The sequence below is a fragment of the Clostridium sp. FP1 genome, assembly GCF_011065975.2.
Taxonomy (GTDB): Bacteria; Bacillota; Clostridia; order Clostridiales; family Clostridiaceae; genus Clostridium_AD; species Clostridium_AD tagluense.
This window is the reverse complement of record NZ_JAAMNJ020000003.1, coordinates 68,757-94,146: the sequence shown is the minus strand read 5'-3', so window position 1 is coordinate 94,146 and position 25,390 is coordinate 68,757. Positions and strand designations below refer to the sequence as shown.

Here is a 25,390-nt window from a genome sequence, read left to right as displayed (position 1 = left end):
ATTGATTATGAATAAGAAAATTTTTGCTTTATTAAGCTTCATAATAATAATTTGTATTGCATTTATTTCATATTCAAGGGTGTATACAATTATGGATAATGAAATACAATTAAAGGATAATATAATACAATTCCTTAATAGGCCCACAGTAATTGTAAATAAGATTGATATTAAACAGGAATTAAATCTTGATAATAAAAAGTATATTTTATTTATATTTAACAATACTTGTGGGGAAGCCGAACTAACTAAAGGTCTAACTAATAAATATAAAATAGAGAGTATAAGATATGGCAGTAGCAGTACTTATTTTAACGATGAAATATATAAAACAAATAAAGGGAAGTATCTTATTATGACAGGTGAAAACCCTGATATGAAAATCATATATGCAAGAGTAACATTGGATAATAAGGAATATAAAATTAGCATACCACATCAGGAATACTTTATTTCCTATTGCGCCATTCCAATTGATACACAACTTGTATATCCAAGCTTTAACAACACAAAATTATATAATAAAAATGATGCTGATATTACGGATAAGATAAGCAAAGTTTTATTTAAATAGTTCACAACTTTCTCAAACAAACTACGTAATATACTCTATTTTCAAAAGGTAAATTAAATGCTTTAATGATCTTCCAAGTCTATCAAGTTTCCAAACAACTAATATATCTCCCTCACGTAAATATGTTAAAGCTTCTTCTAATCCATTACGTTCAGTTTTAACTCCGTTTGCAATATCTGTAAAAATCTTTTCACATCCAGCTTTTTCTAAAGCATCTGTTTGTAATTCTAAATGCTGATATTGTGTAGATACTCTTGCATTATGTGACTTGCTAGATAATGCAAGAGTAAGTACAATGGAACAAAGTTTGGATAGGCAGCTTGATGCTTTAAAGTTAGCAGGAGCTGAAGAAATAATTCAGGAGAAGATTACAGGAGCTAAAGCAGATAGACCTGAATTAAATAGGTTATTAAGTAAATTAAGAAAAGGTGATGTTATATTAATATCAGCTCTTACAATATTAAGCAGAAGTACAAAGGATTTATTTAATCTAGTGGAACAAATTGAAAAGAATGGTGCTAATATTAAGAGCTTAAAAGAAAGTTGGTTAGATACTACTACACCTCAGGGTAAATTGATGTTTATTTTTATGGCAGGAATTAGCCAATTTGAAAGGGACCTCATAAGTGAAAGGACAAAAGAAGGATTAGCATCTGCAAGAACAAGAGGCAAAGTCGGTGGAAGGAAACCAAAGCTAGATATTACAAAAAAGAAAGCTATTTATGAACTATATCAACAAAAGAAAACAACTGTCAAAGACATTTGCATTATGTTTGATATTTCAAAGCCAACTTTATACAAATCAATAGCTGAAATAAGTAAAATCATATAAATTAAATATTTCTTATGTAATCTTTAAAAGGTATTGACTGTCGCCTTGTGGATTAGCTTATAGTAGTTATGAGCTTATTAATTATCATTACAGTTATGGGACGAGGGTTATCTTAGCATATAAAATATCATTTTTAATGATGCTACCTATACATAGCTCCTTTTGTTTCTCATAAATTTTTTTTATAGTGTAACTTTTTATGAACTTATACGTGTAAGAAGTATATTAAAATATGTAGCATATGTTTTTTCACAAAGAGGTGAAGATTTGATTGACGATAATACAATAATGAATCTAGTCAAAAGTGGCGATAAGAAAGTTTTTGAAGAGCTTGTAATTAGACACAGATTAAAGGCTCTAAGATTTGCACAGAAATATGTAAAAGATGAATTTATAGCAGAAGATATAATATAGGATAGTTTTGCTTTAATCTATATAAAAAGAATGAGTTATAACAATAAATACAGCTTTAAAACGTCCTTATACACAGTAACCCGGATTATTCATGAACTTAAATTTTATGGGTTTAATTTTAAAAACACATAGAATTTGAGTTTTATTATTTATTTTCATTACAAAAATCGCGTTTCCTGGATAGAAATCACATAAAATATGATTATACATATATTTACATTTTAAAAAGTATACACTTCACCAATTTGTTTTAATCATATTATTTAAATTATTAAGTTTTGCAAATGAATTATTAAATCAAATGAACCTATATAGGTATGTAGAAAATTCTATTTAATATATTAAAAAATACTTCTTTGTAAGGGCAACTGCTGCATAATTTAAACTTTAGATATCTTCCACCTTTCACTATTTTTGCTGCAATCTTTATTAATTTTGTGCGAATAGTTTCAATTGTCATATTTTTCATTGGTGTTTTATCTAAGCATAGATTTCGAAACCAATTGTTAAAATTATATGCAAGCACCATTTCTTGAAGCTTATTAGCATTAGCTATAAAAGTAGTACTGCTCATTTTATCAAAAGATAATCCGAGTTTACCTTCTTTTATAAAGTTTTCCATAGTACCTCTGTTGCAATAGAATTTAACCACGGATTCTGGAGGTAATGTCATATTTGTAACAATGAACGTATAGTTATAGCACATTTGATCTTCTGGCTTTTCTATTTTTACAACCACCCTACGCTCTTTTTCCCAACTTGATGCTTTATATTTAAATTCTCCATAAACAACATGGTATGAGCAAAAGTCTCTTTTGCACAATTTAGACATTTCATTAGCAAATTCACATGCTGATTTGTATAATGTAGAGTTAACCTTTAATCTTATTGCATAAAGTGTGTCAAGTTGTTCGGAAATTTTATATAACTCAGGAGTAGCAAATCCACTATCGCCTCTTATAACCTTTGTAGTATTAGGATATTTATTCACATATCTTTTAAGCACAGGACCTATAAATCTTACTGCTTGCCTTGAAGTATAGACATTTCCTGACCTAAGCTCCGCTTTAATTAAATCACCTGTCAGCCCATCAAACATTAATAGTGGATGATATCGGGGTACGGCAACGATTCGTGCAAAAAACAGCCATAAGACAGTTATTACCATATATATCACGTTGCCGTTCTTCCCTAATGTAGTAAATTGCTCATTTATGCCATAGCAAAAGATAAATTATAGTCTATATTCGGTGGCTTCCGATTTAAATCTAAATTATAACGCCCAAAACGATTAATATGCTGGGTTATATATGGGCTTAATGCTGCTATAGTAGGGGGTCGTGTAGTAATGGAACAGAAAACCGGTATAAGCATAGAAAATAATGATATTCATAAATTTAAACTCAAATTAAGTACTATATATTCGTCCTAAGTGATTTCAATATACCTCACAGTATCACTAATACCACAAAATTTGAAATTTTGTGAATCATTTCGATCATCACATCTTTTATCCACTTAACATCTTTTATCCACTGTCAAGCATTTTTGAAAATGTCCTCAAATATTTAAAACATTAGCACCAGTTTTTCTGGTGCTTTTATTAATTTGGGTTACTTAATGAATGTTGCACAAAGTGGCTATAAGATTATTTAATTACTTTGAAATTTTCCTAAAATCTTTTCTAAATATCTTTTAGCCGTAGGCTTATAATTGGGGGTCCATTAAAGCTTAAAGGTCATTTTTGAAAATGTGTATGAATCCTTCTATTTATATTAGCGTAGCTAATGGATGAGAATCCATTTCTTTTTATTAATTTGATTTTATTATTTATGACTTCCATTGGTCAGTTTCTTAATCTATTATCAAAGTATATTTTGGGTTCACTTAATAAACCTTTGAAGATTGTCTTTTTCAAAGATCTAAAATGAACAGATTTTTAGTGTTTCTATGCTACATTATTGTTCCGGTGAGCCTGTTTCTTTAGATACCGCTCAAACGAATCTTGTTTCCAAGGGTGATTCATTGGTGGTATGTAGCGTTTGCTAGGTTGGGTATTGGGAACTGCTAAATCAAAGTTTTTGGAGGAGAGTTCATGTCCAGGTAATAAATCTAGCGCATAAACTTTCTCATCTACACACAAGAAAATCTCGCCATTAAATGATTGAATTACCGTTCCAACTGTTCCTTTGCGATAATGTACAGGATATCCATTGCAATCAACAGGCAAATAATAATTCTTTTTAAATTTGATACAACTTCCGTTATCCACCTTCCTACTGGTCAATACGGCAAGAGTTAAGTTGATTTTTTCAATATCTGGTTGCATTTCAAAGACAGATTTGATATTATCAACAGGTAATGCAAACTGAGCATTGAATTCTTTTATGTAGGAGTTTAAGAATTCGTTTGCTTGCTCAATTGTGTTTATACCACTTATCCGCATTTCCAAGGGGAGGCGTGATTGTAACGTCTGAAACATTCTTTCTACGCGTCCCTTGGCTTGTGGAACACTACTGGTTTTAATTTCAATACCTAATTGTTTGCATGCATAGCTAAATTGTGTAAATGTGTCCTCTTCAACTGAAGGGGAATTTTTTTGTTTATATTCAAAGACCGTACGCCTATCAGTGAATAACATGTAGGGAATACCATAGTTAGTAAGTACTTGGTGTAGTACATGATAGTACCCATTTAAAGTTTCTTGCGGATCGAAATAAGCACCCACAATAGCACCAGTAGCATCATCTACTGCGATATGCAACTGACTTTTATCGTTACCGAACCAAAGATGTACCGAAGCATCCATTTGAAGCATTTCGCCTGCATAAGCACATCTTGGACGTCTAGGATGTGCATCCTCGGCAGCAATTATGGAACTTTGAATTTTAGCAATTTCTTTTATAGAATTAGTTGCTTTTTGCAGTTCTTTTAATTCAGCCTTAATCCTTTTTCTTGTAGCACGCTTCGCCTTAGGGGACAGGATGAAATCTTGCATAAGGATAGAACGAATGGTGCTAGTAGAAACCGTTATATTCTCGTGCTTTTTTAGCAATTCGCAAAAATGGGTAATATTAGCTTCAGGGTATTTGGTGCAATATAAATCTAGGATTAACTGCTTGGTATTAGCATCAAGAGCATGTGCGGGCTTTCGCCCTCGATTACCATGAATAAAGAATTCCTTTCCACTTTCTTTATACCCCTTAATCATTCTGTTAATATGCCTAACCGAACAATTGAGAGCAATAGCTGCTCGCTTTTTATTGGCATCTGTTTCTATTAATTTTTTTATAGTAGAGTACTTATCCATTTCTTCCATAGTTAAATTCACCTTTCTTATTATCAGCACCTCATTTCTAGTCATGAGGTTTATTATACAATGTTTTCATATTTGGGACATAATCAAATGTGGTATAGTAAGACATTATCATAAACGGATCATATTTATCCACTTAACATCTTTTATCCACTTAACATTGTTAGTAAAATATGATAAAATTTTATATTATATGAGATATAACCATAATACTTGTATTTTATTGTCATAGGATTTTTAAAACAGTTATACATCAAGTGTTTTAAAGAATTTAGTAGACTATTTATTACGTTAGATTGCCAAAATATAATTTAGGAGTAGATAATGCCTGTTGAATTTTTAACAAAAGAACAAATAAATAGATATGGAAATTTTATTGATGACCCTACAAATGAGCAATTAGCAGTGTATTTTTTACTTGATGATACCGACAAAAAAGCTGTGCATAGTCATAGGGGCAATTATAATAGAATTGGTTTTGCAATACAGCTTGGGACAGTAAGGTTCCTTGGTACTTTTTTGCCAAATCCACTAAAAATACCTTCTAATATTATTCACTATATTTCTCAACAGCTAGAATTAAGTGAGAATAATCTGGAGAAATATAGTTATAGTGAAAGCAGATGGGATCATACACGAGAAATACGTCAAGCATACGGTTACCATGATTTTACAGAACAACCTTTCCACTTGAGTTTAGTCCGTTGGCTATATAATCACTTTTGGTTAGCACCCGAACGCCCAAGTGTTGTTTTTGACCTTACTGTGGCCAGGCTAATAGAACAAAAAATATTATTGCCTGGTGCTACAGTTTTAGAAAGGCTTATATCTCAAATTCGTGAACGTGCAACCTCAAGGTTATGGCATAAACTAGCTTCTCTTCCGGATGCGAATCAACGAGAAATGCTTGAAAATTTGCTTATAGTAGATGCTAAAAATAAAACCGGTTTAGAAATGCTTAGACAGGCTGTAACACATGAGTCTCCTATTGGATTTTTAAAAGCAATTGAACGATTTAAAACAATTTATTCAATAGGATCTTATCAATGGAACATATCCAGAATACCTATAGGAAGGATATCAGTCTTATCCAGGTATGCTTCAATTGCTAGAGCTCAAACCATTGAAAGGATGCCAGATGAACGTCGCATAGCAACATTAGTTGCGTTCGCTATAACATATACTACCAGTTCCCAAGATGATATCATCGAATATATGGAACGATATTTTTCAACTTTATTCAATGGTGCAAACAGAAAAGGAGAAAAAGAAAGACTACGCTCTTTGAAAGATCTGGACAGCTCAGCACGGGAACTCAGTAGAGCTTGTTTGCTGTTGTTGGATGAAAAGGTACCTGATGAAACAATACGAAAAACCATATTTTCAAGCATACCCAAAGAACAGTTAAAATTGGCCATTGGAATGATAGATACGCTTACGAGACCCCTAGATCAGACTGTTGAATACAAAGAACTCTTTAGGTATTATACTTCCATTCGTAGATTTCTTCCATCACTTTTAGCCACTATTAAATTTAGGGCATCAGCAGCAGGACAACCTGCTCTTGCTGCATGGGATTTTCTTTTGAAAGTTGAGTCAAAGACTGGAAAAAATAAATTTGCGGATGCACCTACTGAGGGAATTTCAGCAAGTTGGAAAAGAGTTGTTTTTAAAGGGGAGATGATAAGTTCTTGTCCTTATACTTTCTGGGCAATAGAAAAAATGCTTGAAGGTATTAAAAATTATGATATCTATCTAGAAAAAAGTGATAGATACAATGATCCAAGAAGCAAACTTTTACAGGGATCAGCTTGGGAAAGTGTTAAAAGTAAGGTATTAAGCACATTAGGTTGGCCTTCGAATGCGGAAGAATCATTGAATCCATTAAAGAAAAACTTGGATATTGCATTCAAGAATACAATTAAAAATTGGGATGATAATCCAGACGTTCGAGTTGATATGGTTAAGGGTAAGGAAAAGATTGTTCTCTCTCACATTAACCGACTTGAAGAGCCAAAGTCTTTAGTATTGTTGAGAAAGCAGGTTGAATCTCTGATTCCTCATACAGATTTACCAGGATTATTAATGGAGATAACTGCATTAACCAGATTTACAGACCAGTTTACCCATATAAGCCAAGGTAATTCTAGAATCAAAGATTTGTCTGTTAGCATATGTGCTATTTTCATAGCCAAGGCATGTAATATCGGACTTAAACCAGTGGTTCAGCCAGACATACCTGCACTGGAATATGACAGATTAACATGGGTTGAACAAAATTATTTTCGCAGCGAGACAATTACACAAGCAAATGCTGTCCTTGCTGATCATATATCTAAGATGACTTTAGCTAAATCATGGGGTGGAGGGGATGTTGCGTCTGCAGATGGAATTAGATTTGTTGTACCACCAAAAACTATTTATGCAGGTCCCAACCCACGATATTTCGGTATTGGACGTGGCATAACAAGTTATGATCTTATCAGTGACCAATTTGTTGGACTAAATAAACTTGTTATTACAGGAACTATCCGTGATTCCTTATATTTACTTGAATTGGTTTTAGGTCAACAGACAACGTCTAAACCTCGTGAAATAATGACAGATACCGCCGGATACAGTGATATTATATTTGGATTATTTGCATTATTGGGTTATCGCTTTAGCCCACGTCTTGCTGATATAGGAGGTACAAGGCTCTGGCGATTTGATCCAAATGCAGACTATGGTGTCTTGAATAGTCTATCTAAAAACAAATTACGTGAAGACCTTATAATTAAGTCCTGGGATGATATGCTTAGGGTTGCTGGTTCACTTAAACTTGGAACCATAAATCCTACAAGTCTTGTAAAAATGTTACAAAGAGGCGGGAAGCCAACTATGCTTGGTCGTGCAATGGGCGAATTCGGACGAATTTTTAAGACCACTTACGAACTGTCATTTTTGGATGACAAGAATTATCGCAGGCGTATTTTGACACAGCTAAATCGTGGAGAAGCGGAAAATGGTCTTAAAAGAATTGTTGTATACGGGAAAAAAGGAGAGATTCATCAACCACACCGTGAAGGTCAGGAAGATCAATTAAATACATTAGGGTTAGTTACAAACGCTATTATACTCTGGAATACAGTCTATATGGAAAAAGCATTAGATGCTATTCGAAATGCAGGATATATCGTGAATCCAGATGACGTAAAACGACTTTCTCCTCTTGGCTATGATCATATAAATATTGTAGGGCATTATTCATTTGACTCAGCAAAAGAAATATTATCTGGAAAGCTGAGACCATTGCAACCAATGGATAAAAAATTATTTGGTAAGAAACGGTAATTCTATTGCCATTTCTGTCCCATTACTACACAAACCACTATATCAACGTTTTATATAGTATCACAAGTTTATAAAATGTTCTATAAATACCATATGAGACAATAAGTTAGATAAATCTAAACCTATAAGGAGCTTATCGGTAGTGGTATAATATTCCTTGATATTAAGACGCATCTGTAATTTATGACGAACTAATTTTTTAGGGGGAATTAACTTGAAAGAAAAAGATTTTATACGGTGGACTAAATATCGTGAAAAAGGGAAATTTAAGTACACCTTATTTTGGTGCATATATTTTATTATATTGATTAATGTTGTAGTATCAGTTAGTGCTATCTTTAGGCATAAATTTATATTTGATATTGAAAATATTTTAATATCAACAATAATATCTGGGGCAAATGGTATTTTTTTTGGTGCAATGTCGTGGAAAAATTATGAAATGAAATACACCAGTTATATCAATAGTAAGAATATAGTTTAATTCGTAATCTTCTTTTATTGCGCAACATCAAGAGCAGAAATTTCTGCTCTTTTTATTTTTAATATTAAATAGTGGCTATAACTCTAATGTATAAGAAAATGTATAGAATCTCAATGTCATAACTTAACAGTATTGACACTGATAAAACACTTACGTATAATCAAGGATTGGGCGGTGTCAAAACTTACAGTCAAAACAATATGCTAAAAAGGGGTTATGAATTGTGATAATAGGTTATGCACGGGTAAGTACAAAAGGACAATTAAAAGAAGGTCATTCCATAGAGGTTCAGACGAGGGCTATACTATATAGATATGATGGTGCCGAAATTAGAGTAGAGCAGTATACAGGAACTTCAATGGATAGACCTATATTCAATAAATTGATAGGGGATTTAAAACAGGGGGATACCTTAGTAGTTACGAAACTAGACAGATTGGCTAGAAATACTGTAGAAGGCATTAGCATAGTTCAAGAGCTATTTGATAAAGGAATATCTGTCCATGTAATTAATATTGGACTGCTAGAGAATACAAGTATGGGTAAATTTTTTTTAACTACACTATTAGCAGTTGCCGAGATGGAGCGTAACACAATTATTGAACGTACCCAAACAGGTAAAGCAATTGCAAAAACTAAAGAAGGTTTTAAAGAGGGTAGACCTAAGATATATACATCAAAACAAATAAATAATGCGATTGAGATGCTGAAAAATAATTCATATACAGAAGTTACAGAGATAACTGGAATAAGTAAGTCAACACTAATTCGAGAAGTTAGGAAAAGAAAAGTTAAATAAGTACATTGTGTAATATTGGAGATTTTAAATTCGAAAAATATGGATATCATTATTTTCTGTTCTTATACCGGTTTTCTGTTCCATTACTACACAACCCCCTAGTATCTTCTTCAATTTTATGACCTTCCATTATTAGCTCCTGAAGAATTTGAGTTATATGAAAAACATTATGAAATATAATGCAATTGGAAACCAAATGATTATACTTTATTATTTTTCTTTGTTCATCTCTATTATTTTCTGCGATAATTCCGTCGCCACCAAAGGACACCCATTTAGTAAAGCAATTAAAAGATTCACTTTTATTTGTAGCTCCCTGTATTATACTTCTTAATTCTTCATTTCCGATATATTTCATTAAGTATCCTGTTCGAATAGCCCTTCCGAGCTCTCTAAAAGCTTGATATAACCGGTTTTTTCTGCTATAAGTACTAAGCTTTCGTAAAATTGTAGATGCTGTAATTCGGCCAGCCTTAATAGATAATGCAACTCTTAACATATCAGGAAAATGAGTTTCAATAAGATTCCAATCAATAGTATCAGAAAATAATTCATCAATATGTTCATATTTTGCATCTTTACATGGTCTATAAAGGGTAATGTCTTTCCAGTTACGAATGCGCGGCATAAGCTCAATGCCTAGCAAGAAAGACAATGCAAAAACCGGTGAATTTTGCCCTTGTGTATCTGCATGTATTGTATCTGGTTGAATATCGGATTCGTTTTTTATCATTGCATCCAGAATATATACTGCTTCCCAAACACCACAGGGAATAAAATGACTGAATAAAGCTATGTACGTGTCTGAAACATGATAATATCCAATGCCTCCGTACCCTCCATACCTTATGTGGTATTCAGATAATAAGTTTTGCTCGTATAAATCCCATTTTGTCCCGTCTGCTGAGACCCTTTTACCAGAACCCCAAAACTTAGGAAGTGAAAAGTAGTTGTAGGCATTTATAATGTTTTTTATAGCGAGCTCTATTTTTTCTTCTGTTATATGACGATTATTTATCCATGCTACTTGTTTACGATTAATACCTTCTAGAGATTGAGAAGTTTGAGTAGGTCCTAAATTGCAGCCATAACAAAAGGATGTTATAAGGTACCTTTCAATTGGGTTTTCAATCTTTGTATCATGACCAGAAATGGAGCCAAAGTCCTTTGTCCAGTTAATCCAGTGCTCCGTATCGGTAAGTACATCAAGAATATTAATAGGCTTTAATCGCTCTGAAATCAATGATTCAATTAATTTTAACTGATCAGGATACTTCTTTTTTTCAGGCTTCCCTAAAATGGGTATACCTTTTTCTATTCTTAGGTATTGATTAGAAGTAAATGACTTGTCTGTACTTAAAATCTCCTCATTAAGCCAATTTTTCACGTGTTCAATAAACCCATGGCTATCTACAGGAAGTCCTACTTGCTGACCATATAACTCTTTCTCTTCCTCATATTCTTCCCAGCTTATAAGCTGATCCCTATAATCAGAAAATTTATCACTACCTTTAACATATAAATCACCAGATTTTAAATCTCGCAATATTTGTGTGAAAACACACACCTCAAAATGTCTGCGATTTATTTTATCAGGGTAAATATTTCTGTTACTGTATCCCGTTATAAGTTTCCACCAATCATCCGGTATCCATGAAAGGTCTAAAAGCTTAATTTTATTTTCAGTGGCCTTCCCTTTGTTTTCAATTTTAACTGCATCCAGTAATTCTTTGCGTACAGTTTCATTTTTCTGAAGAAACTGTAATGACTGTTCTAGGGATATATCTTGGGTTGTGGAGTGGAGCGTAACGGTTTTTAATATTCTAAACAAAGTCACTCTATGGCTCTTGTAGTATTTCCAAAGGAATAAATAATAATTGTTGCCCGCATGAGCTGCATGCGCTTCACAATGGCTTAGTACTTCATCACTTTTTTCTTCAATTACGGATTGGATTGCTGCAAATTTTTCTTCTACGCTTCCATCTTTTTTATAAGCTAAAATCATATCACGTAGCGTCACCACTAATTTATCAGTGATTTGAATATTTTTGGACCTATAAAGTTCAAGTGCTTCTGTTCCTTTTCTATGCACACTTGACATTCTTTTAATAAACATTTCAGCCAAATCATCCAGTGATTTTGCAGATTGAACAGCCAATAGTGCTGCTGCAAGGGTATATCTTTTATTAGGTTCTAATGCTTTCATTTGTGCAGCATTAAGAGTATTTGCCTCAGATGCAAAATGTTTTATTTTATTATCTGGAATATTTGCAAGCACATCAGTACCAACATTTTGTACTGATAGCCATGTAATATAATTGACTAAATCTTTTAAATGCGTAAGTGTTGGTGTGCCAGGATCTTGTTTTAGAAAGTTCCATGAAGTATATATATTATCTTGTTCAGATTCTAAAAGGTTATCTATTTTACTTCTATCTTCTTCGCTAAGTAGAGTATTTATCTGACGGTAAAAAGATTTATATACAGATACTCTTATTCTATTTGATGCCCTTACTAACGTATCAAATGCTGGCAATTCATAATGTTGACGTATTAATTCTTCAATAGCAACATTTATAAGATCAGAAGGCTCATCCTTTGTTCTTGCGGCGGCCCCAATTGCTCTTACTAGTAGATGCCTGGCATCTGATCCATAAGGTTTTATATTTAAATATTCTCTAATAATTTGAGCATGCCTGAGTCTTGTTCCTGATTTATTTTAATTCTCAATAACCTCTGAAGAAATAGAGATATTCGTTGTCTTAGAAATATGCTGTATTACAGTCTGTGGAATATTTGACGGAGATACAAAATAGCCCAGTCTTTGAAAACTTTTAAGCATAATTAGAAAACAAAAGTTTGCATTTTCACCACGGGTAACTTTCCAAGAAAATTTAATTTCCTCTTGTGTGGGAGTATATATATCATTTAATTCCTTTTCAGAAATACTGCTTTTAAATCTTGGATATACAGTTTCGTGCATTGCAGGCAAAAATAATCACCTCTTTCGTAAAATTAATTGTAAAATTTATATTTCTTTGACTCTTCGGTAGAATGTGCCACGATTCATATTCAACTTATTCATTGCTTCAACTGCAGAAATTTCCCCGTCCTTCCACAGTTTTATTACCTTATCCCAATCTTTAGGATTTTCAACTCGTGGTCTTCCAAATTTCTTACCCTTTAGACGGGCTGCTGCAATACCTTCACTCTGACGTTGAAGAATGCTTTCTCTTTCTAGCTCAGATAATGCTCCAAATATAGTTAAAACAAATCGTCCTTGAGGGGTAGCAGTATCTATGTTTTCTTTTAAAGAAACTAGATCTACCTTTTTATCCTGAAGTTGCTGCACTATGGAAAGCAAGTCACGTGTACTGCGAGCAAGCCTTGATATACTTTCTATATACAATATATCTCCTTCTCTAATATATCCCATCATCTTTTTAAATTGTGACCGTTCAGTATTTTTACCTGAAGCTTTTTCAATAAAAATTGTTTGAATCCCTAACTCTGATAATGCTATTTCCTGTCTGTCTGTGTTTTGATTTATTGTAGATACTCGTACATAACCTATTTTAGACATAGCGTAATTCCTCTTTCATAAAAATTTTATAGCTAGATTATACCGTATCTGTCACAAAAACACCCTCATTACTTTTGTGCTATCACAAAATATAAAATAGGTACTTTTGTGACATAGAATTGTACTAACACAAATACCCTACTTATTGTGACAGTTATAAATTTGTAAAAATAGTATCTTGTGGTATAATATTTTTGAAAGTTAAGTCGGGACAGTGGAATATGACGACTTAATTACTTATGCGAAGTAATTAATAAGGGGTACCGCCAACATAACTCTGAATCACATCAGTAAAAAATTTATAACATCTTCATAAAGGTATCCCTTTGCGGAGTGGTATTTTTTTTAAAATTAAAATTATATGTCAGAGTTGTAGAAGTATTGTTATCACTTTATTTAAAGTTATTTTTTATTTCTGTTGGTGTGATTTGAGAGAAATGTTGGCTAGATCCCAATAAGAGGTGATTAAGTGAATAATAAATCTTTTAAAGAATTGAAAAATGAGGATAGTTCAATTCTAAGACTACTTCTACACCGATTGGACAAGGCTATATCTAAACAGTTGCCACTTCAATTTCGTATTTTTCTAATTGGACAATTAGTTTCGAGATTAGGTGACGCACTTTACACTTTTGCTATACCATGGATTTCATATGAACTAACACATTCAGTTATTGTTATGGGTTCAATGTATGCAGTCAGTGTATTGCCAATTGTGTTATTTGGTCCAATCATTGGTGCGTGCGTTGATCATTGGGATCGTCGACGACTGATGATGTTCGCTGATGTAACACGAGCGATTTTAGTCGCTTTAGTTCCATTAATGCAAATGTTGGGTATTTTGCAACTTTGGCAACTTTATGTTATATCATTTCTTTTGGCAGGGTTGTCATTACTTTTTGACATATCGGTTGTAGCTGTTATCCCCCATTTAATAGACAATAAAAACCTTACTAAGGCAAATGCATCGTATCAATTAGTTAATCAAGCCGGCGATTTAATTGGTCCTCTTCTTGCCGGTATTATGATAACCACTCTTGGAGGCTACCGTACGTTATGGTTTGATGCCGTATCTTTCGCAGGAACATTATGGGCTATATGGAGAATACAGACCTTGGTAAAACCGGTTACGAAAACGGGACTAAGTGATATTTTTCGTGGAATGAGGGAGGGACTGCATTTTTTAATTCACGACAAGTTGAATTTAACTCTCTCCCTACAGGCCATGATTGGCAACTTTGGGTATAGTGCAGCCTATGGAGTTTTAATGTTCTATCTCCTCTCCACACTCCATTTAAATGCGGCCCAAATTAGCTACAACTACGCACTTCTTGGCCTTGGTGGTTTAGTGGGAAGTATTATCGTGGTTCCTTTGGAACGTTACTTTCGAAGGGGGGTACTTATACCTATACTCTTAATTGTAGGAACATGTGGTTTTCTGTATGCATTAGTTAGCCGGTTTTGGCTAAGTCCAGGAATCGCATTTGGCATCGTTACAATCTGCAATGTGGCATGGAACACGCTTTCGACATCGATACGTCAGGAAACTATTCCTTCGAATATGTTAGGAAGAGTGCTTGGTTTCTCTCGCGTGTTTACACGCCTAGCTATGCCGCTTGGCATGATGGTAGGTAGTTTAGTTTCGAATTCAATCAATCCAGTTGCAGTATTCGCGATTGCCGCTGTTTCTAAGGGAGTTGAGGTTTCAATTGCATTATTGTCCCCAATTCGTAAGTTATAAAAACTTTATCAAAACTGCAATATAGATGGGGTGTTGCTTAAGGGGTTATGGATGTTAACAAAAGTGTTAGCTCAGGAACTGCATAAGTTTAATATTAATCTTAATAAATTAAGACACCGGAAGATGTTACGAATTTTTTATTATTTATGTCAACTCAACCGCTAGTTGATCCAAGAGGTCAAAGTTTTAAATTAATGAGAAGATATTTATAATTTGAAAATTTTAGTTAGTTCAACTATTTATTTTTTCATGTTGTAATAGCCACAAAATAGTAGTACCATTTTGATTTATAATTCATTAAAAATGGAAATTACTGTCTTGTGGCTGTTTTTTGCACGAATCGTTGCCGTACCCCATAGCCATCAAGCTAAGAAAATTCTATAAAAATAAAGCCCCCCATTTGTGAAAATGTTATTATTTGAAAGATAATAAAAACACATCAATGGGGGTAATTTACAAATGATAGAAGAAAACTTAAAATTGGATAAAGATATGAAACTTTTTGCAGCTGAACTTAAAAGTTGTTTTTCAAAAGAGGAGCTTGAAGCAATAGCAAGAGAAACAGGTTTTGTGAAAAGAAAAGGTAAAATTCGCGCATGGGAATTCGTTTGCTTATGCTGCTTTATGGATGCAGAGGTTGCGAATAATACACTTGTTACCTTATGTACAAAACTTAGTGCCAAAATAGGAATAGTTATTTCTAATCAAGCATTAGATCAACGTTTAAATGAAAAATGCGTGGAATTTTTAAAGAAAATTTTTGAGAATCTGTTGCGCCAAACAATAACAAATAATACTTGTATACCAAGTGTATGGGATGAACATTTCAAACGAATAAGAATACTTGATTCTACTGCTTTTCAAGTACCAGAAAGCTATAAAGATATTTACCCTGGATCTGGTGGCTGTTCTCAAGCTTCAGGTGTAAAAATACAACTAGAATATGAATTGAAATCTGGAAATCTTCTTAATATACAAGTAGGAGCTGGCTCTGGAAGCGACAATACTTTTGGGAGCAAAATAAGAGATACTATCAAATCTGGGGATCTTATTTTAAGGGATCTTGGATATTTCAACTTTGAAGATTTTTTGGACATAGAAAATAGAGAAGCCTTTTTCATATCAAGACTCAAACCTAATATAGCTGTATATATAGACAATGAGGATATAGAGTACTATAAGAATGGCGCCCCCAAAAAATCAAGCCTTTTTAAAAGAATCTATATTTCTGACATAATGAAACAGATGGGAGAGGGGGACCGTTATGAAATTAAGGATGTCTATGTAGGTAAGGAAAAGACACTAAAAACAAGGCTTATTTTATATAAACTAACAAATGATCAATTGAAAAAAAGAACAGAAAAATCTGTGAAGAACGCTAAGAAAAAGGGTATAGAAAAAAGTGATAATACTATTGAATTATTAGGGATATCTATTTATATAACCAATATTACAGAAGAAGTTTTAAGTGCAAAACAGGTTCATGAATTTTACAGCTTAAGATGGCAGGTGGAAATAATTTTTAAAACATGGAAATCCATATTTAGTATACAGGTTGTAAAGTTAGTTAAAATAGAACGGTTTCAATGTCAGCTTTATGGGAAACTTATTTTGCTACTCATAAGCTCTGCTATAATGTTTAAAATGAGGACTTTAGCCTTAGAAAATAAAGGGCTTGAAGCCAGTGAAATTAAGACTTGTGAAATAGTTCATGAATATATTGATGGGATATATTTTGAGCTTATCAAATTTCCTAATAAAGTTTTTAATACGTTAAAATTAATATTTGAAAATGTAGTTAGGAATGGTCTGAAATCTCATAAAAAGGATAAGAAAACTGTTTTTGATATTCTCGGAGTTTGTTATAAACTAACATCAACACAGGTTAAAGTTGCAGCATAGACCAATTTAATAAAATTGCGAATATTCCCACTATATAGTGGTTTTTTTGGCGTGACATGAAATTATTTGAATACTAATATGCACTTAAAATACACCATTCAAATTCACAAAAGAAAAATTAATGGTAAAATATTGTAGCTGGTGATAGTCCAATATTATTTAATGTGGCTTAGCTTGATGGCTATGTTGCCGTACCCCATATCCATTTGAACCATAGTGAGAGTTATAATCTGAACCATATTGATCACCATAGGTTTGAAAATTCGTAGAATCTATATCAAAAATAATATGCTCTGGCATTCTAACTGAATAAATTTTATCTTGTAGCGTTTCATTAATATATTCATGGCTTTTTAATGTTTCAACAGTAACCCTTTTATTAAACCTAGAAATTGTTGGTTGAGAGGCTAATGATTCTTTACCAAGTATATTGGTAAAAGTAGGATCGTGTCTAAGTTCATCGGCATTATCATCAGTATCATAACCTGCGATTCGTTGATATATTCTTTGAATCGCAATGTCTTCATTTTTATGTGTTCTAGCGTCAGCTGAGCTATCTATAATACAAATATTTTCTTTGATTGTTTTACTAAAGCCGATTTTTTCATCAAATTCTTTATATAATAAAAGCCCTGCATCTGATGTTAAATTTCCACCTTCAAAATCTATTTTAATTTTTTTGTTGAATTCTAATGATTTTTCATTTACACTATTCATTGTAAGAAGTCTCTCCTTTGTTTTTGTGTTTTGTTTTGTCAACTTAAACATAACAAATTTGAGGCTTTTTGCATATACTTTTTTATCACTTTTTTCATGAAAAATTAAAAGTTTATAGAATACAGTGTTTTAGCTATGTAAGGCATAGCTTTTTAGTGTTGCATGAATAATCCGGGATTCATATTTTTGAATGAAGCCTTGAGTTATATAGGTTGTTAAGCATTCAGTTAAGTCGCACGTTCTTCTAAACTTAAATCATAACTAGAGTTCATAATAAAATAATTTAAATTTTTAACTATAGTCATATCAATGCTTTGAGGTGTGTTTAAAACACTTAAAACATATAAAGCAACAATAATAAGAATAAACATATTTATTCTTATTATTGCATTGAATACTATATGAAGTCCAACTACCATTTCCGACAAAACCCACGCTAAGACATAAAGATGATAAATAGCTTATAGCTCAACAACTCTAAATCATAGTAAATAATGGTTAGTTATGATATAATTGTAAAATGTGCTGGGGATTATTTATAAAATTTTTAATATGTTTTTTTAAAAAATATACCTAATATTTTAGAAATGGGGCTTAGAAAAATGAAAAAAAGAAGTATTTTAATTATCATTTGCTTAATAACCATAATAATCTTAGGAATAGGGGCAGTGTTATATAAGAATTATTTTCCGAATATTGATTCAAATAATTATTTATCAAGCAATGATAAATCAGCCGAAAAAAGTTTTGGATATAAAGGAAATGATGAAATCGGTGAAAATAATGAAAGTTTTGACTTTGAAAAATTTAATGGTAAATGGGATTTAATGCAGTTCACCTCCAACAAAGGTAATAAAATATCTATTAATGATAATACAAAAATCAGTAAAGGCAAATTTTACATTGTGATTTTAAATTCAGAATATAATATTATAGCAAAAAAAAATGAGTTAAATGACAAGGGGAATCTAAATTTTACTATACCTAAAGATGGAAAATATACTATTAGAATTATCGGCGCAAATGCAAGTGGTAATTTTAACATAAGCATAAGTGCCAGTAATACTATAAAGGTTTCTCATATAGATTTATTTGATTAATTATCAAGATATATAATAACAACATAGGTATGATATTCATAAACAAGAGTGTAAATAAATGCTCTTGTTTATTTTTTTGCCTAAGTAAAATGAATGTTCCTTATTAATACTAATATTTAAATTATTAAACATTGATTATTCCTAACCAACTTTTTATTGCAATGGAATTTTTTTTGTTTTTATTAATTAACATATATATTTGCCTTTTGGGTGGTATGGAATCTTTTATTTTTACATGTATTAACTCTCCATATTTTAGCTCACTATTAACAGCGGATTTAGTAACAAATGCATAACCAAAGCCTTCTTTAACAAAATCAATTACATAGGAAGGTTCATCAACTGAAAGTTTTAATAAAGGACTATTTCCAAACAGTTTACTTAACCATTCAAAAAAATCTTCTCCTAAATCTGCATAAAGCAAGGGTAAGTGTATTAAATCTGAGTAAAGAATTTCTTCTTCAAGTACTATTTTATTTTTAGGACTTGTCACTAGGATTATTTCATCTTCTAAAAAATCAATAACTTCAAATTTACTTGATTTAAATTTTGTATAAACAAATCCAATATCTAATATACCATCACCTAATAGTCTTATAATTTCTTCTGAATGATTAACTTTAAGTTTTACCGCGATACTGGGAAAGGTTAAAAAATATTCTTTTATTATTGGCGATATAATACCCTTATATATTGAATCAACTAATCCTAATGCTAATCTATCCTCATATACTCCTACAGATCTGGCTTTTATTATTCCATCTTTTTTTAACATAATCATCCTTTTAGCATATGGTAGAAAGGCCTCTCCTGACTTTGTGAGTCTTACATTTTTATTGTTTCTTACAAATAATTTTTTCCCCACGTATTTTTCAAGTTCATTTATTCTATTTGAAATTGTTGATTGAACTAAATATTGTAGCTCGGCAGTCTTGGTAAAATTTCCATTCTCTGAGAGGATAACAAAGGTTTCCATTGATTCAAAATTCATAAAGCCCTCCAGTTACTATCTGTTATTTCGATTGTTATTATTAATATAATTCGTTTTTAAAATTGAAAACCCTTTGTTATACTATATATAAGTTCAAAAAAATTAATAAAAGTTTACTTTTAATTTTTGATAATATCCTTAGATTATAGGAGATGAAATTAATGAATAGGAAAATTACAAAAAAAATAAAGCTAGGAAACATTTATGTAGGTGGAGATTCAAGGATATCGGTGCAGTCTATGACTAATACAGATACTAGAGATATAGATGCTACTGTAAATCAAATCCTTAACTTAGAAAAAGCGGGTTGTGACATTATAAGGTGTGCTGTACTTGATATAGCATCGGCAGAGGCTTTGAAGGATATAATAAAACAAATTCATATACCTCTAGTAGCAGATATACATTTTGATTATAAATTAGCACTTAAATCTATAGAAAGTGGGGTAGCTGCATTAAGGATAAATCCTGGTAATATTGGAAACATAGATAAAATAAAAATGGTAGCCCAAGCTGCAAAAAATAATAATATACCTATTAGAATTGGAGTAAATTCGGGTTCTTTAGAAAAGGACATTTTAGAAAAATATAAAAAAGTTTGCCCAGAAGCCTTGGTTGAAAGTGCTCTAAGGCATGTAAGAATATTAGAGAGTTTGAATTTTTATGATATAGGTATTTCTATAAAATCTTCTAATGTGATGCATATGATAGAAAGTTACAGGATGATTTCTGAAAAAGTAAATTATCCTCTTCATTTAGGAGTTACAGAAGCTGGAACTTTGTGGCGTGGAACAATAAAATCTAGCATAGGTATAGGAACTCTTTTATCAGAGGGTATTGGTGATACTATAAGAGTTTCACTTACTGGGGATGTTTTGGATGAGGTTAAGGTAGGTCGTGAAATTCTTAAAGCTTTAGGTCATATAGAAGAAGGCGTTAAGTTTGTATCCTGTCCTACATGTGGTAGAACAAAAATAGATCTTATAAAAATAGTTGAGGAAGTAGAAAAAAGATTAGCTAATTGCGAAAAAAATATTAAGGTAGCTATAATGGGGTGCGTTGTTAATGGACCAGGAGAAGCTAGAGAAGCGGATATTGGTATAGCAGGAGGAAATGGTGAGGGTTTAATATTTAAAAAGGGAAAAGTAATAAAAAAGGTTAAAGAAGAAAATTTAGTTGAAGAACTTATGAAAGAAATTGAAAAACTATAAATATAATGATAGGAAATGTGAATGCTACTACAATAAAAAAGCAGTGTAGTACTTCGGTATGAAAATGTAGTAGTTAAGTACACACGTTGATATGACTAACTTAGAATTACCTATTAAATATTGTTAAACCTATAAAACAACAACAAGGATAATAAACATAAATAAGTTATATTTGTTGTTGTTTTGAAAAATATATAAAAAAATAAGAATACCTAAATTAAACTGGTACCCTTACTTTATTATTAGTTCAACTTAATAACTATTATATAGAAATACTAATGGCAATTACTATAAATCCTATCTATTTTAAGCTTAATGAAAAGGTGGATCATCAATAAGAATAGTACCACTACTTTTGGCTATTGAATTAGAACCTAATGCTACTGTACTATTTTGTGGTATGTATGTTGATATTAATAAAGAAACCATAATACAACATATCCCTGTGCTTAATAATTTTACCAATTTATTTTTCATAATAATATTCACCCCCATATATATAGTATACATGAACAATGCAACTTATTCATATAATTTTTGTGACAAAATAAGACATTCTTTTGCTTTTTCAATATCATTTTCATTTAAATATATAAGCGACAATTTAGTATATAGCAAGGTAAGTTCACTAAAATTATTGTTATCCTTTAATAAATTAGCAATTACTAAATAAATCTTTTTTAAATTTGAGATGTCATCTATGCTTTCATATATATGTAAAAGACTATAATTACCCTTCAATAAGTATTCATAATCTTTATAAGTTTCAGCACTTATTAAACCTAAATTTATTATTTTGATTGCCTCAGCATAAAAATGTTGACTAAAAAAGACTTTTGACTTATCTATAAGTGTATGACATAAATTATTTTTATCAACAGCATTCCTAATCTTTTCAGCCCTTTCAAAGCATTCCAAACTGGTTTTAAAATCAGCCTTATCTAAATATAGGACCCCTAAGTTATTATATATGTATCCTAATAAAGGATCTTCAGGTTTTGGAAGCTCTGCACGTAAGGAATTATAAATTTCTATAGCAATATCATATTTACCAATAGCTTTATAGCAATTTGATTTAAGAAAATTAGCATAAAAATAAAAATTATCTTTTTTGTTAGAAAAAAGTAAATACTTTTGAATAGTTTCTAATGCTAACTCGAATTTATTAATTTTTTTATAGCATAAAGCTATATCATATAAAACTAATTTTTGTGTTTTCGTATCCTTGTACATCACTGAATAACGCTCACAAATATCAAAATACGACAATGCATCATTATACTTATAATCTCTTGCTTTACAAATTCCCATTTGGAAGTAAAGGTGTGGAATAATTTCATGTTGTTTATTATCATTATAAATAGACATAGAGTTATTATAGTTAATAAACGCATTATCATAATCTTTTCTAGCTAGATAAAAATCTCCTTTCTTACTATAAAAAGAAGCCTTAATTTCTAATAGATTAAACTTGCAGGCTATTTCAATGATTTCTTCATTTATAATGGAGCCTTCAAGTTTTTTTAAACAATATAGCTCAGCATCCTCTGCAGGGGAACGTAATAAAAAATTTTCATCTATTTCAAACTTAATATCCAGTTCCTTAGCTTTTTGTTTAAATTTTTCAGCAAGTTTTATTGCTACATTTTTAGCTAATGCTCTTTGATCTGTTTCTATCATGCTTATTAGCCCTCTAGAGACATTTTCATCTTGTAAATCCTCTTGCTTCATTTTTAAATATTTTCTTGTTTCTTTAATTTTTTCACTTGGAGTTAAGAACTTCATATAGATCACCTTTCAACTACACTATTTATAGTAATTTATCATAATTATAAAGCATATTAAAACTAATTTATAGTTTTTTTTATCATTATTTACAATATATTAAAAATAAAAATAAATATAATATAAAGCAACAAATGTTTATGAAAATAGTTGTATTATGTTTAATTTAATATTACAATATATGTAATATTAACATTATTCTTGTTAACTAATAATAAGACAAGAACTAACCAAAACACAGTAAAAATGCAAGATATGGTGCTGATTATTAACGTCATATTTTATAGGCATTAACATTAGTATCGGTAAACTCCTTAGCTAAGGGTTGTTGGGGAGCAGGAAATCTTTACGACTAATACATGAATAATGCAACCATTAAGACTTATGAAAAATTTTCATAAGTCTTAATTATATAATTAACTGTTTAAGGTGTTTCCTAAGTTATTTAAATTTCTAAAGTACATTTTATATTAGTCAAGAAAAGGAGAGTTTTATTGTGAATAGAAAATCATATAAAAACGATATAGTTAGGCAATTATTAGACTGCATTAGGATTCAAAATAGATTTACATTCAAAGCTTGGTGGTTCTACTTAATATTGATTTTATGGACAGGAATTCTTTTAACACAAACATTAATTATAATGCCAGAACATCAAGAAATTGGAACATCATTAACATTATCAGCATATTGGGTACAAATATTAATATTTTTAGGTTTGTTTGTAGGTTATTTTTATGGCAAAAATGAATATTCTAACAACTGTGATGAACTTATGGTTACATTACCTAATGGATATGTGCTAAAACAAATATCAAAAATAATAAATCTTATTTTAATAGCAGGAATTATTTTTATTACATCAGATATTGCAATCATATCCTATTTTTTGTTAAAAGATATAGATATGATTTATTACTTTCCGTCAATTCAATATATTTTCCTATATTGGGTTATACCTTTTATTATAAGCGGTACTTTCGGAATTATTTTGGGGAATATTCTTTTTTCTAAATTAGCATATTTCTTTATTATACTTATTGGTTTATTAACAGGGCCATTATGTATGGGGATAATTGATCCATTACTAGATCAATTTAAAATAGTATTACATCCTTATTTTATGACAATAAATATAGGGCAAATGGATCCACATAAAGGCATGAATTCTCTTTTTGGGTATGAAATGCAAAAGGATTTATGGATTATAAGATTATTATTAATACTTTGTTTAGTTATAGTGTTGTTAATGTTATTTTGCCGTTATCAAAAAAATAAATTAAAGAAAAAGATTACTGTTTATAGTCTAATTTCTATTGTTATTATCCTTATAGTAAGTTATACCATATCATTTAAATATGTGAAAATGCACTATTACCGTTACACTATGGATGATATTGAAAAAAAGTATAGTATTGAAGAAAATATAAAAAAAGATAAGAATGAATTTGAGATAATAAATTCTAATATTAAAATGAATATTAATAATGATATAACAATGTTTGCAGACATGAATATAAAGCCTACTAAAACAGTAAATGAAATAAATTTTGTTTTATTTCAAGGGTTTAAAATAGATACAATAAAGATAAACAATAATGATGTTGCATTCATACGTGAAAAAGATAATATAAAAATTTTAAATAAATTTATTGTTAATAAAGACTTTAATATAAGAATAAGTTATAAGGGATTACCAGTAAATTATTTTTACCAAGATACAAATGCATGGATGTTGCCTACTAACTTTGCATGGATTCCCTTTATAGGAAATGAATCAGCTATTGTTACAAATTCAAATGACATTTATGATATTTCATTTAATTACAATGAACAAAAGAAGCCAATTGAATATGAAATTACATATGAAGGTCCTGGAAAACCTATATGTAGTTTGGAGGCTATAGGAATTAATCACTGGAAAGGCAAATCACCTATTGGTATTACTATGGTTAATGGATGGTTAAAAAAGGGAAAAACAGAAGAAAATATTGATTTTTATTACCCAGCATCTTATAAAAAATATAATGAATATGTTCCTAAGATGATTAAACAATGTAAAAAAAATGAGACTATTATTAAGAATGATTTCAATATAATTAAAGGCAATGAGAATAAAGTAAGATCATATATGTTTTTACCAAATGTGTTTCTCAGAAATGATGGTATTTATAATTTTGGTGACCATTGTATTGTATCGATTAATGAAGCTTATATAGAAGGTGATTTCCTCGTTTATCCAGATGTTACTATAAACTGGGTATTAGAATCAACTATATACAACAATCACTGGAATAATAAGCAATCTTACATAAAGGAGGCTTTTACTCATTCATATATAACTTGGTGTACCAATAGGTATAAAAATGACTATTTAAATAGCAATTTATCAAGTGCTAATATGTTATTGGATAGAGTAAATATTTATGAACAGGCTAATGAGAAAGATAGAGTAAAAATTTATAAAAAATTAAGTGATTTTATTATGACGAATAATAATAATAGAATAAAGCAATTCTTTAATGATTGGCTAGAAATGGCATATGCTGATACCGAAATTAAGTGGAATGATCTTGAAAAGTTAATGAAGTAATTAAAATAAAGGGGA

19 protein-coding genes and 2 pseudogenes are annotated in these 25,390 nt (G+C 30.7%); 11 read left to right on the top strand and 10 right to left on the bottom strand.

The window, feature by feature from the left end; genetic code table 11:
• The first annotated feature begins 7 nt into the window (after positions 1–7).
• Positions 8–574: a hypothetical protein gene (locus G9F70_RS26165; protein WP_164948095.1), complete on the top strand. Its 567-nt coding sequence runs from the start codon at positions 8–10 to the stop codon at positions 572–574.
• Positions 575–619: 45 nt separating this feature from the next.
• Here G9F70_RS26165 and G9F70_RS26160 read toward each other — a convergent pair.
• Positions 620–871, bottom strand: a pseudogene (locus G9F70_RS26160) (recombinase family protein); the annotation flags it as partial.
• Between G9F70_RS26160 and G9F70_RS26155 the strand changes: the two are divergent.
• Together G9F70_RS26155 and G9F70_RS26150 are read left to right on the top strand one after the other, a co-directional pair.
• A complete protein-coding gene (locus G9F70_RS26155) occupies positions 870–1,406 on the top strand; it encodes a recombinase family protein (RefSeq protein WP_164948096.1) in 537 nt (178 codons plus the stop codon). The pseudogene G9F70_RS26160 and the gene G9F70_RS26155 overlap by 2 nt on opposite strands.
• A 267-nt stretch (positions 1,407–1,673) precedes the next feature.
• Positions 1,674–1,820, top strand: coding sequence for an RNA polymerase sigma factor (locus tag G9F70_RS26150; protein ID WP_164948011.1), 147 nt, complete (start codon positions 1,674–1,676; stop codon positions 1,818–1,820).
• 307 nt (positions 1,821–2,127) lie between these two features.
• Here the strand turns inward: G9F70_RS26150 and G9F70_RS26145 are convergent, their stop codons facing one another.
• Positions 2,128–2,988 (bottom strand): IS1380 family transposase, encoded by an 861-nt coding sequence (locus G9F70_RS26145; protein ID WP_224618002.1) that lies wholly within the window; start codon positions 2,986–2,988, stop codon positions 2,128–2,130.
• Positions 2,989–3,768: 780 nt separating this feature from the next.
• Positions 3,769–5,139, bottom strand: coding sequence for an ISNCY family transposase (locus G9F70_RS26140; RefSeq protein WP_164948111.1), 1,371 nt, complete (start codon positions 5,137–5,139; stop codon positions 3,769–3,771).
• A gap of 321 nt (positions 5,140–5,460) precedes the next feature.
• On the opposite strand from G9F70_RS26140, the gene G9F70_RS26135 reads away from it, so the two are divergent.
• From G9F70_RS26135 to G9F70_RS26125, 3 genes are all read left to right on the top strand, one after another.
• Complete coding sequence (locus G9F70_RS26135; RefSeq protein ID WP_164948053.1) at positions 5,461–8,469, top strand: Tn3 family transposase; 3,009 nt, start codon at positions 5,461–5,463, stop codon at positions 8,467–8,469.
• Between the two features lie 214 nt (positions 8,470–8,683).
• Entirely contained in the window at positions 8,684–8,953 is a 270-nt protein-coding gene (locus tag G9F70_RS26130; RefSeq protein WP_164948052.1) for a hypothetical protein, read from the top strand.
• A gap of 223 nt (positions 8,954–9,176) precedes the next feature.
• A complete protein-coding gene (locus G9F70_RS26125) occupies positions 9,177–9,752 on the top strand; it encodes a recombinase family protein (RefSeq protein ID WP_164948051.1) in 576 nt (191 codons plus the stop codon).
• Between the two features lie 49 nt (positions 9,753–9,801).
• Here G9F70_RS26125 and G9F70_RS26120 read toward each other — a convergent pair.
• Both G9F70_RS26120 and G9F70_RS26115 read right to left on the bottom strand, forming a co-directional pair.
• Positions 9,802–12,735, bottom strand: a pseudogene (locus G9F70_RS26120) (Tn3 family transposase).
• Positions 12,736–12,780: 45 nt separating this feature from the next.
• The gene (locus G9F70_RS26115) at positions 12,781–13,335 is read right to left on the bottom strand and encodes a recombinase family protein (RefSeq protein WP_164948133.1); all 555 of its coding nucleotides are present in this window, start codon (positions 13,333–13,335) and stop codon (positions 12,781–12,783) included.
• A gap of 469 nt (positions 13,336–13,804) precedes the next feature.
• Here G9F70_RS26115 and G9F70_RS26110 point away from each other — a divergent pair, with 469 nt between their 5' ends.
• Positions 13,805–15,076 carry an MFS transporter gene (locus tag G9F70_RS26110; RefSeq protein WP_202882674.1) on the top strand — a complete coding sequence of 424 codons (1,272 nt, stop codon included), beginning with the start codon at positions 13,805–13,807 and terminating at the stop codon, positions 15,074–15,076.
• A 459-nt stretch (positions 15,077–15,535) separates the two neighbouring features.
• The gene (locus G9F70_RS26105) at positions 15,536–16,978 is read left to right on the top strand and encodes an IS4 family transposase (protein ID WP_224617501.1); all 1,443 of its coding nucleotides are present in this window, start codon (positions 15,536–15,538) and stop codon (positions 16,976–16,978) included.
• 159 nt (positions 16,979–17,137) lie between these two features.
• Here the strand turns inward: G9F70_RS26105 and G9F70_RS26100 are convergent, their stop codons facing one another.
• A complete protein-coding gene (locus G9F70_RS26100; RefSeq protein ID WP_224617965.1) occupies positions 17,138–17,746 on the bottom strand; it encodes a transposase in 609 nt (202 codons plus the stop codon).
• A gap of 176 nt (positions 17,747–17,922) precedes the next feature.
• Positions 17,923–18,123 carry a hypothetical protein gene (locus G9F70_RS26095; RefSeq protein WP_164947366.1) on the bottom strand — a complete coding sequence of 67 codons (201 nt, stop codon included), beginning with the start codon at positions 18,121–18,123 and terminating at the stop codon, positions 17,923–17,925.
• Positions 18,124–18,297: 174 nt separating this feature from the next.
• Here G9F70_RS26095 and G9F70_RS26090 point away from each other — a divergent pair, with 174 nt between their 5' ends.
• The gene (locus G9F70_RS26090) at positions 18,298–18,795 is read left to right on the top strand and encodes a hypothetical protein (RefSeq protein ID WP_164947365.1); all 498 of its coding nucleotides are present in this window, start codon (positions 18,298–18,300) and stop codon (positions 18,793–18,795) included.
• A 124-nt stretch (positions 18,796–18,919) separates the two neighbouring features.
• Here the strand turns inward: G9F70_RS26090 and G9F70_RS26085 are convergent, their stop codons facing one another.
• Positions 18,920–19,786, bottom strand: a complete 867-nt coding sequence (locus G9F70_RS26085) for a LysR family transcriptional regulator (RefSeq protein ID WP_164947364.1) — start codon at positions 19,784–19,786, stop codon at positions 18,920–18,922.
• Positions 19,787–19,947: 161 nt separating this feature from the next.
• Here G9F70_RS26085 and ispG point away from each other — a divergent pair, with 161 nt between their 5' ends.
• Positions 19,948–20,997 (top strand): flavodoxin-dependent (E)-4-hydroxy-3-methylbut-2-enyl-diphosphate synthase, encoded by a 1,050-nt coding sequence (gene ispG / locus G9F70_RS26080; protein WP_164947363.1) that lies wholly within the window; start codon positions 19,948–19,950, stop codon positions 20,995–20,997.
• A gap of 312 nt (positions 20,998–21,309) precedes the next feature.
• On the opposite strand, the gene G9F70_RS26075 is transcribed toward ispG, so the two are convergent.
• Together G9F70_RS26075 and G9F70_RS26070 are read right to left on the bottom strand one after the other, a co-directional pair.
• Positions 21,310–21,474, bottom strand: a complete 165-nt coding sequence (locus G9F70_RS26075) for a hypothetical protein (RefSeq protein ID WP_164947362.1) — start codon at positions 21,472–21,474, stop codon at positions 21,310–21,312.
• Between the two features lie 45 nt (positions 21,475–21,519).
• Entirely contained in the window at positions 21,520–22,782 is a 1,263-nt protein-coding gene (locus G9F70_RS26070) for a helix-turn-helix transcriptional regulator (protein WP_164947361.1), read from the bottom strand.
• A gap of 496 nt (positions 22,783–23,278) precedes the next feature.
• Between G9F70_RS26070 and G9F70_RS26065 the strand changes: the two genes are divergently transcribed.
• Entirely contained in the window at positions 23,279–25,375 is a 2,097-nt protein-coding gene (locus G9F70_RS26065) for a hypothetical protein (RefSeq protein WP_164947360.1), read from the top strand.
• Positions 25,376–25,390 lie beyond the last annotated feature (15 nt).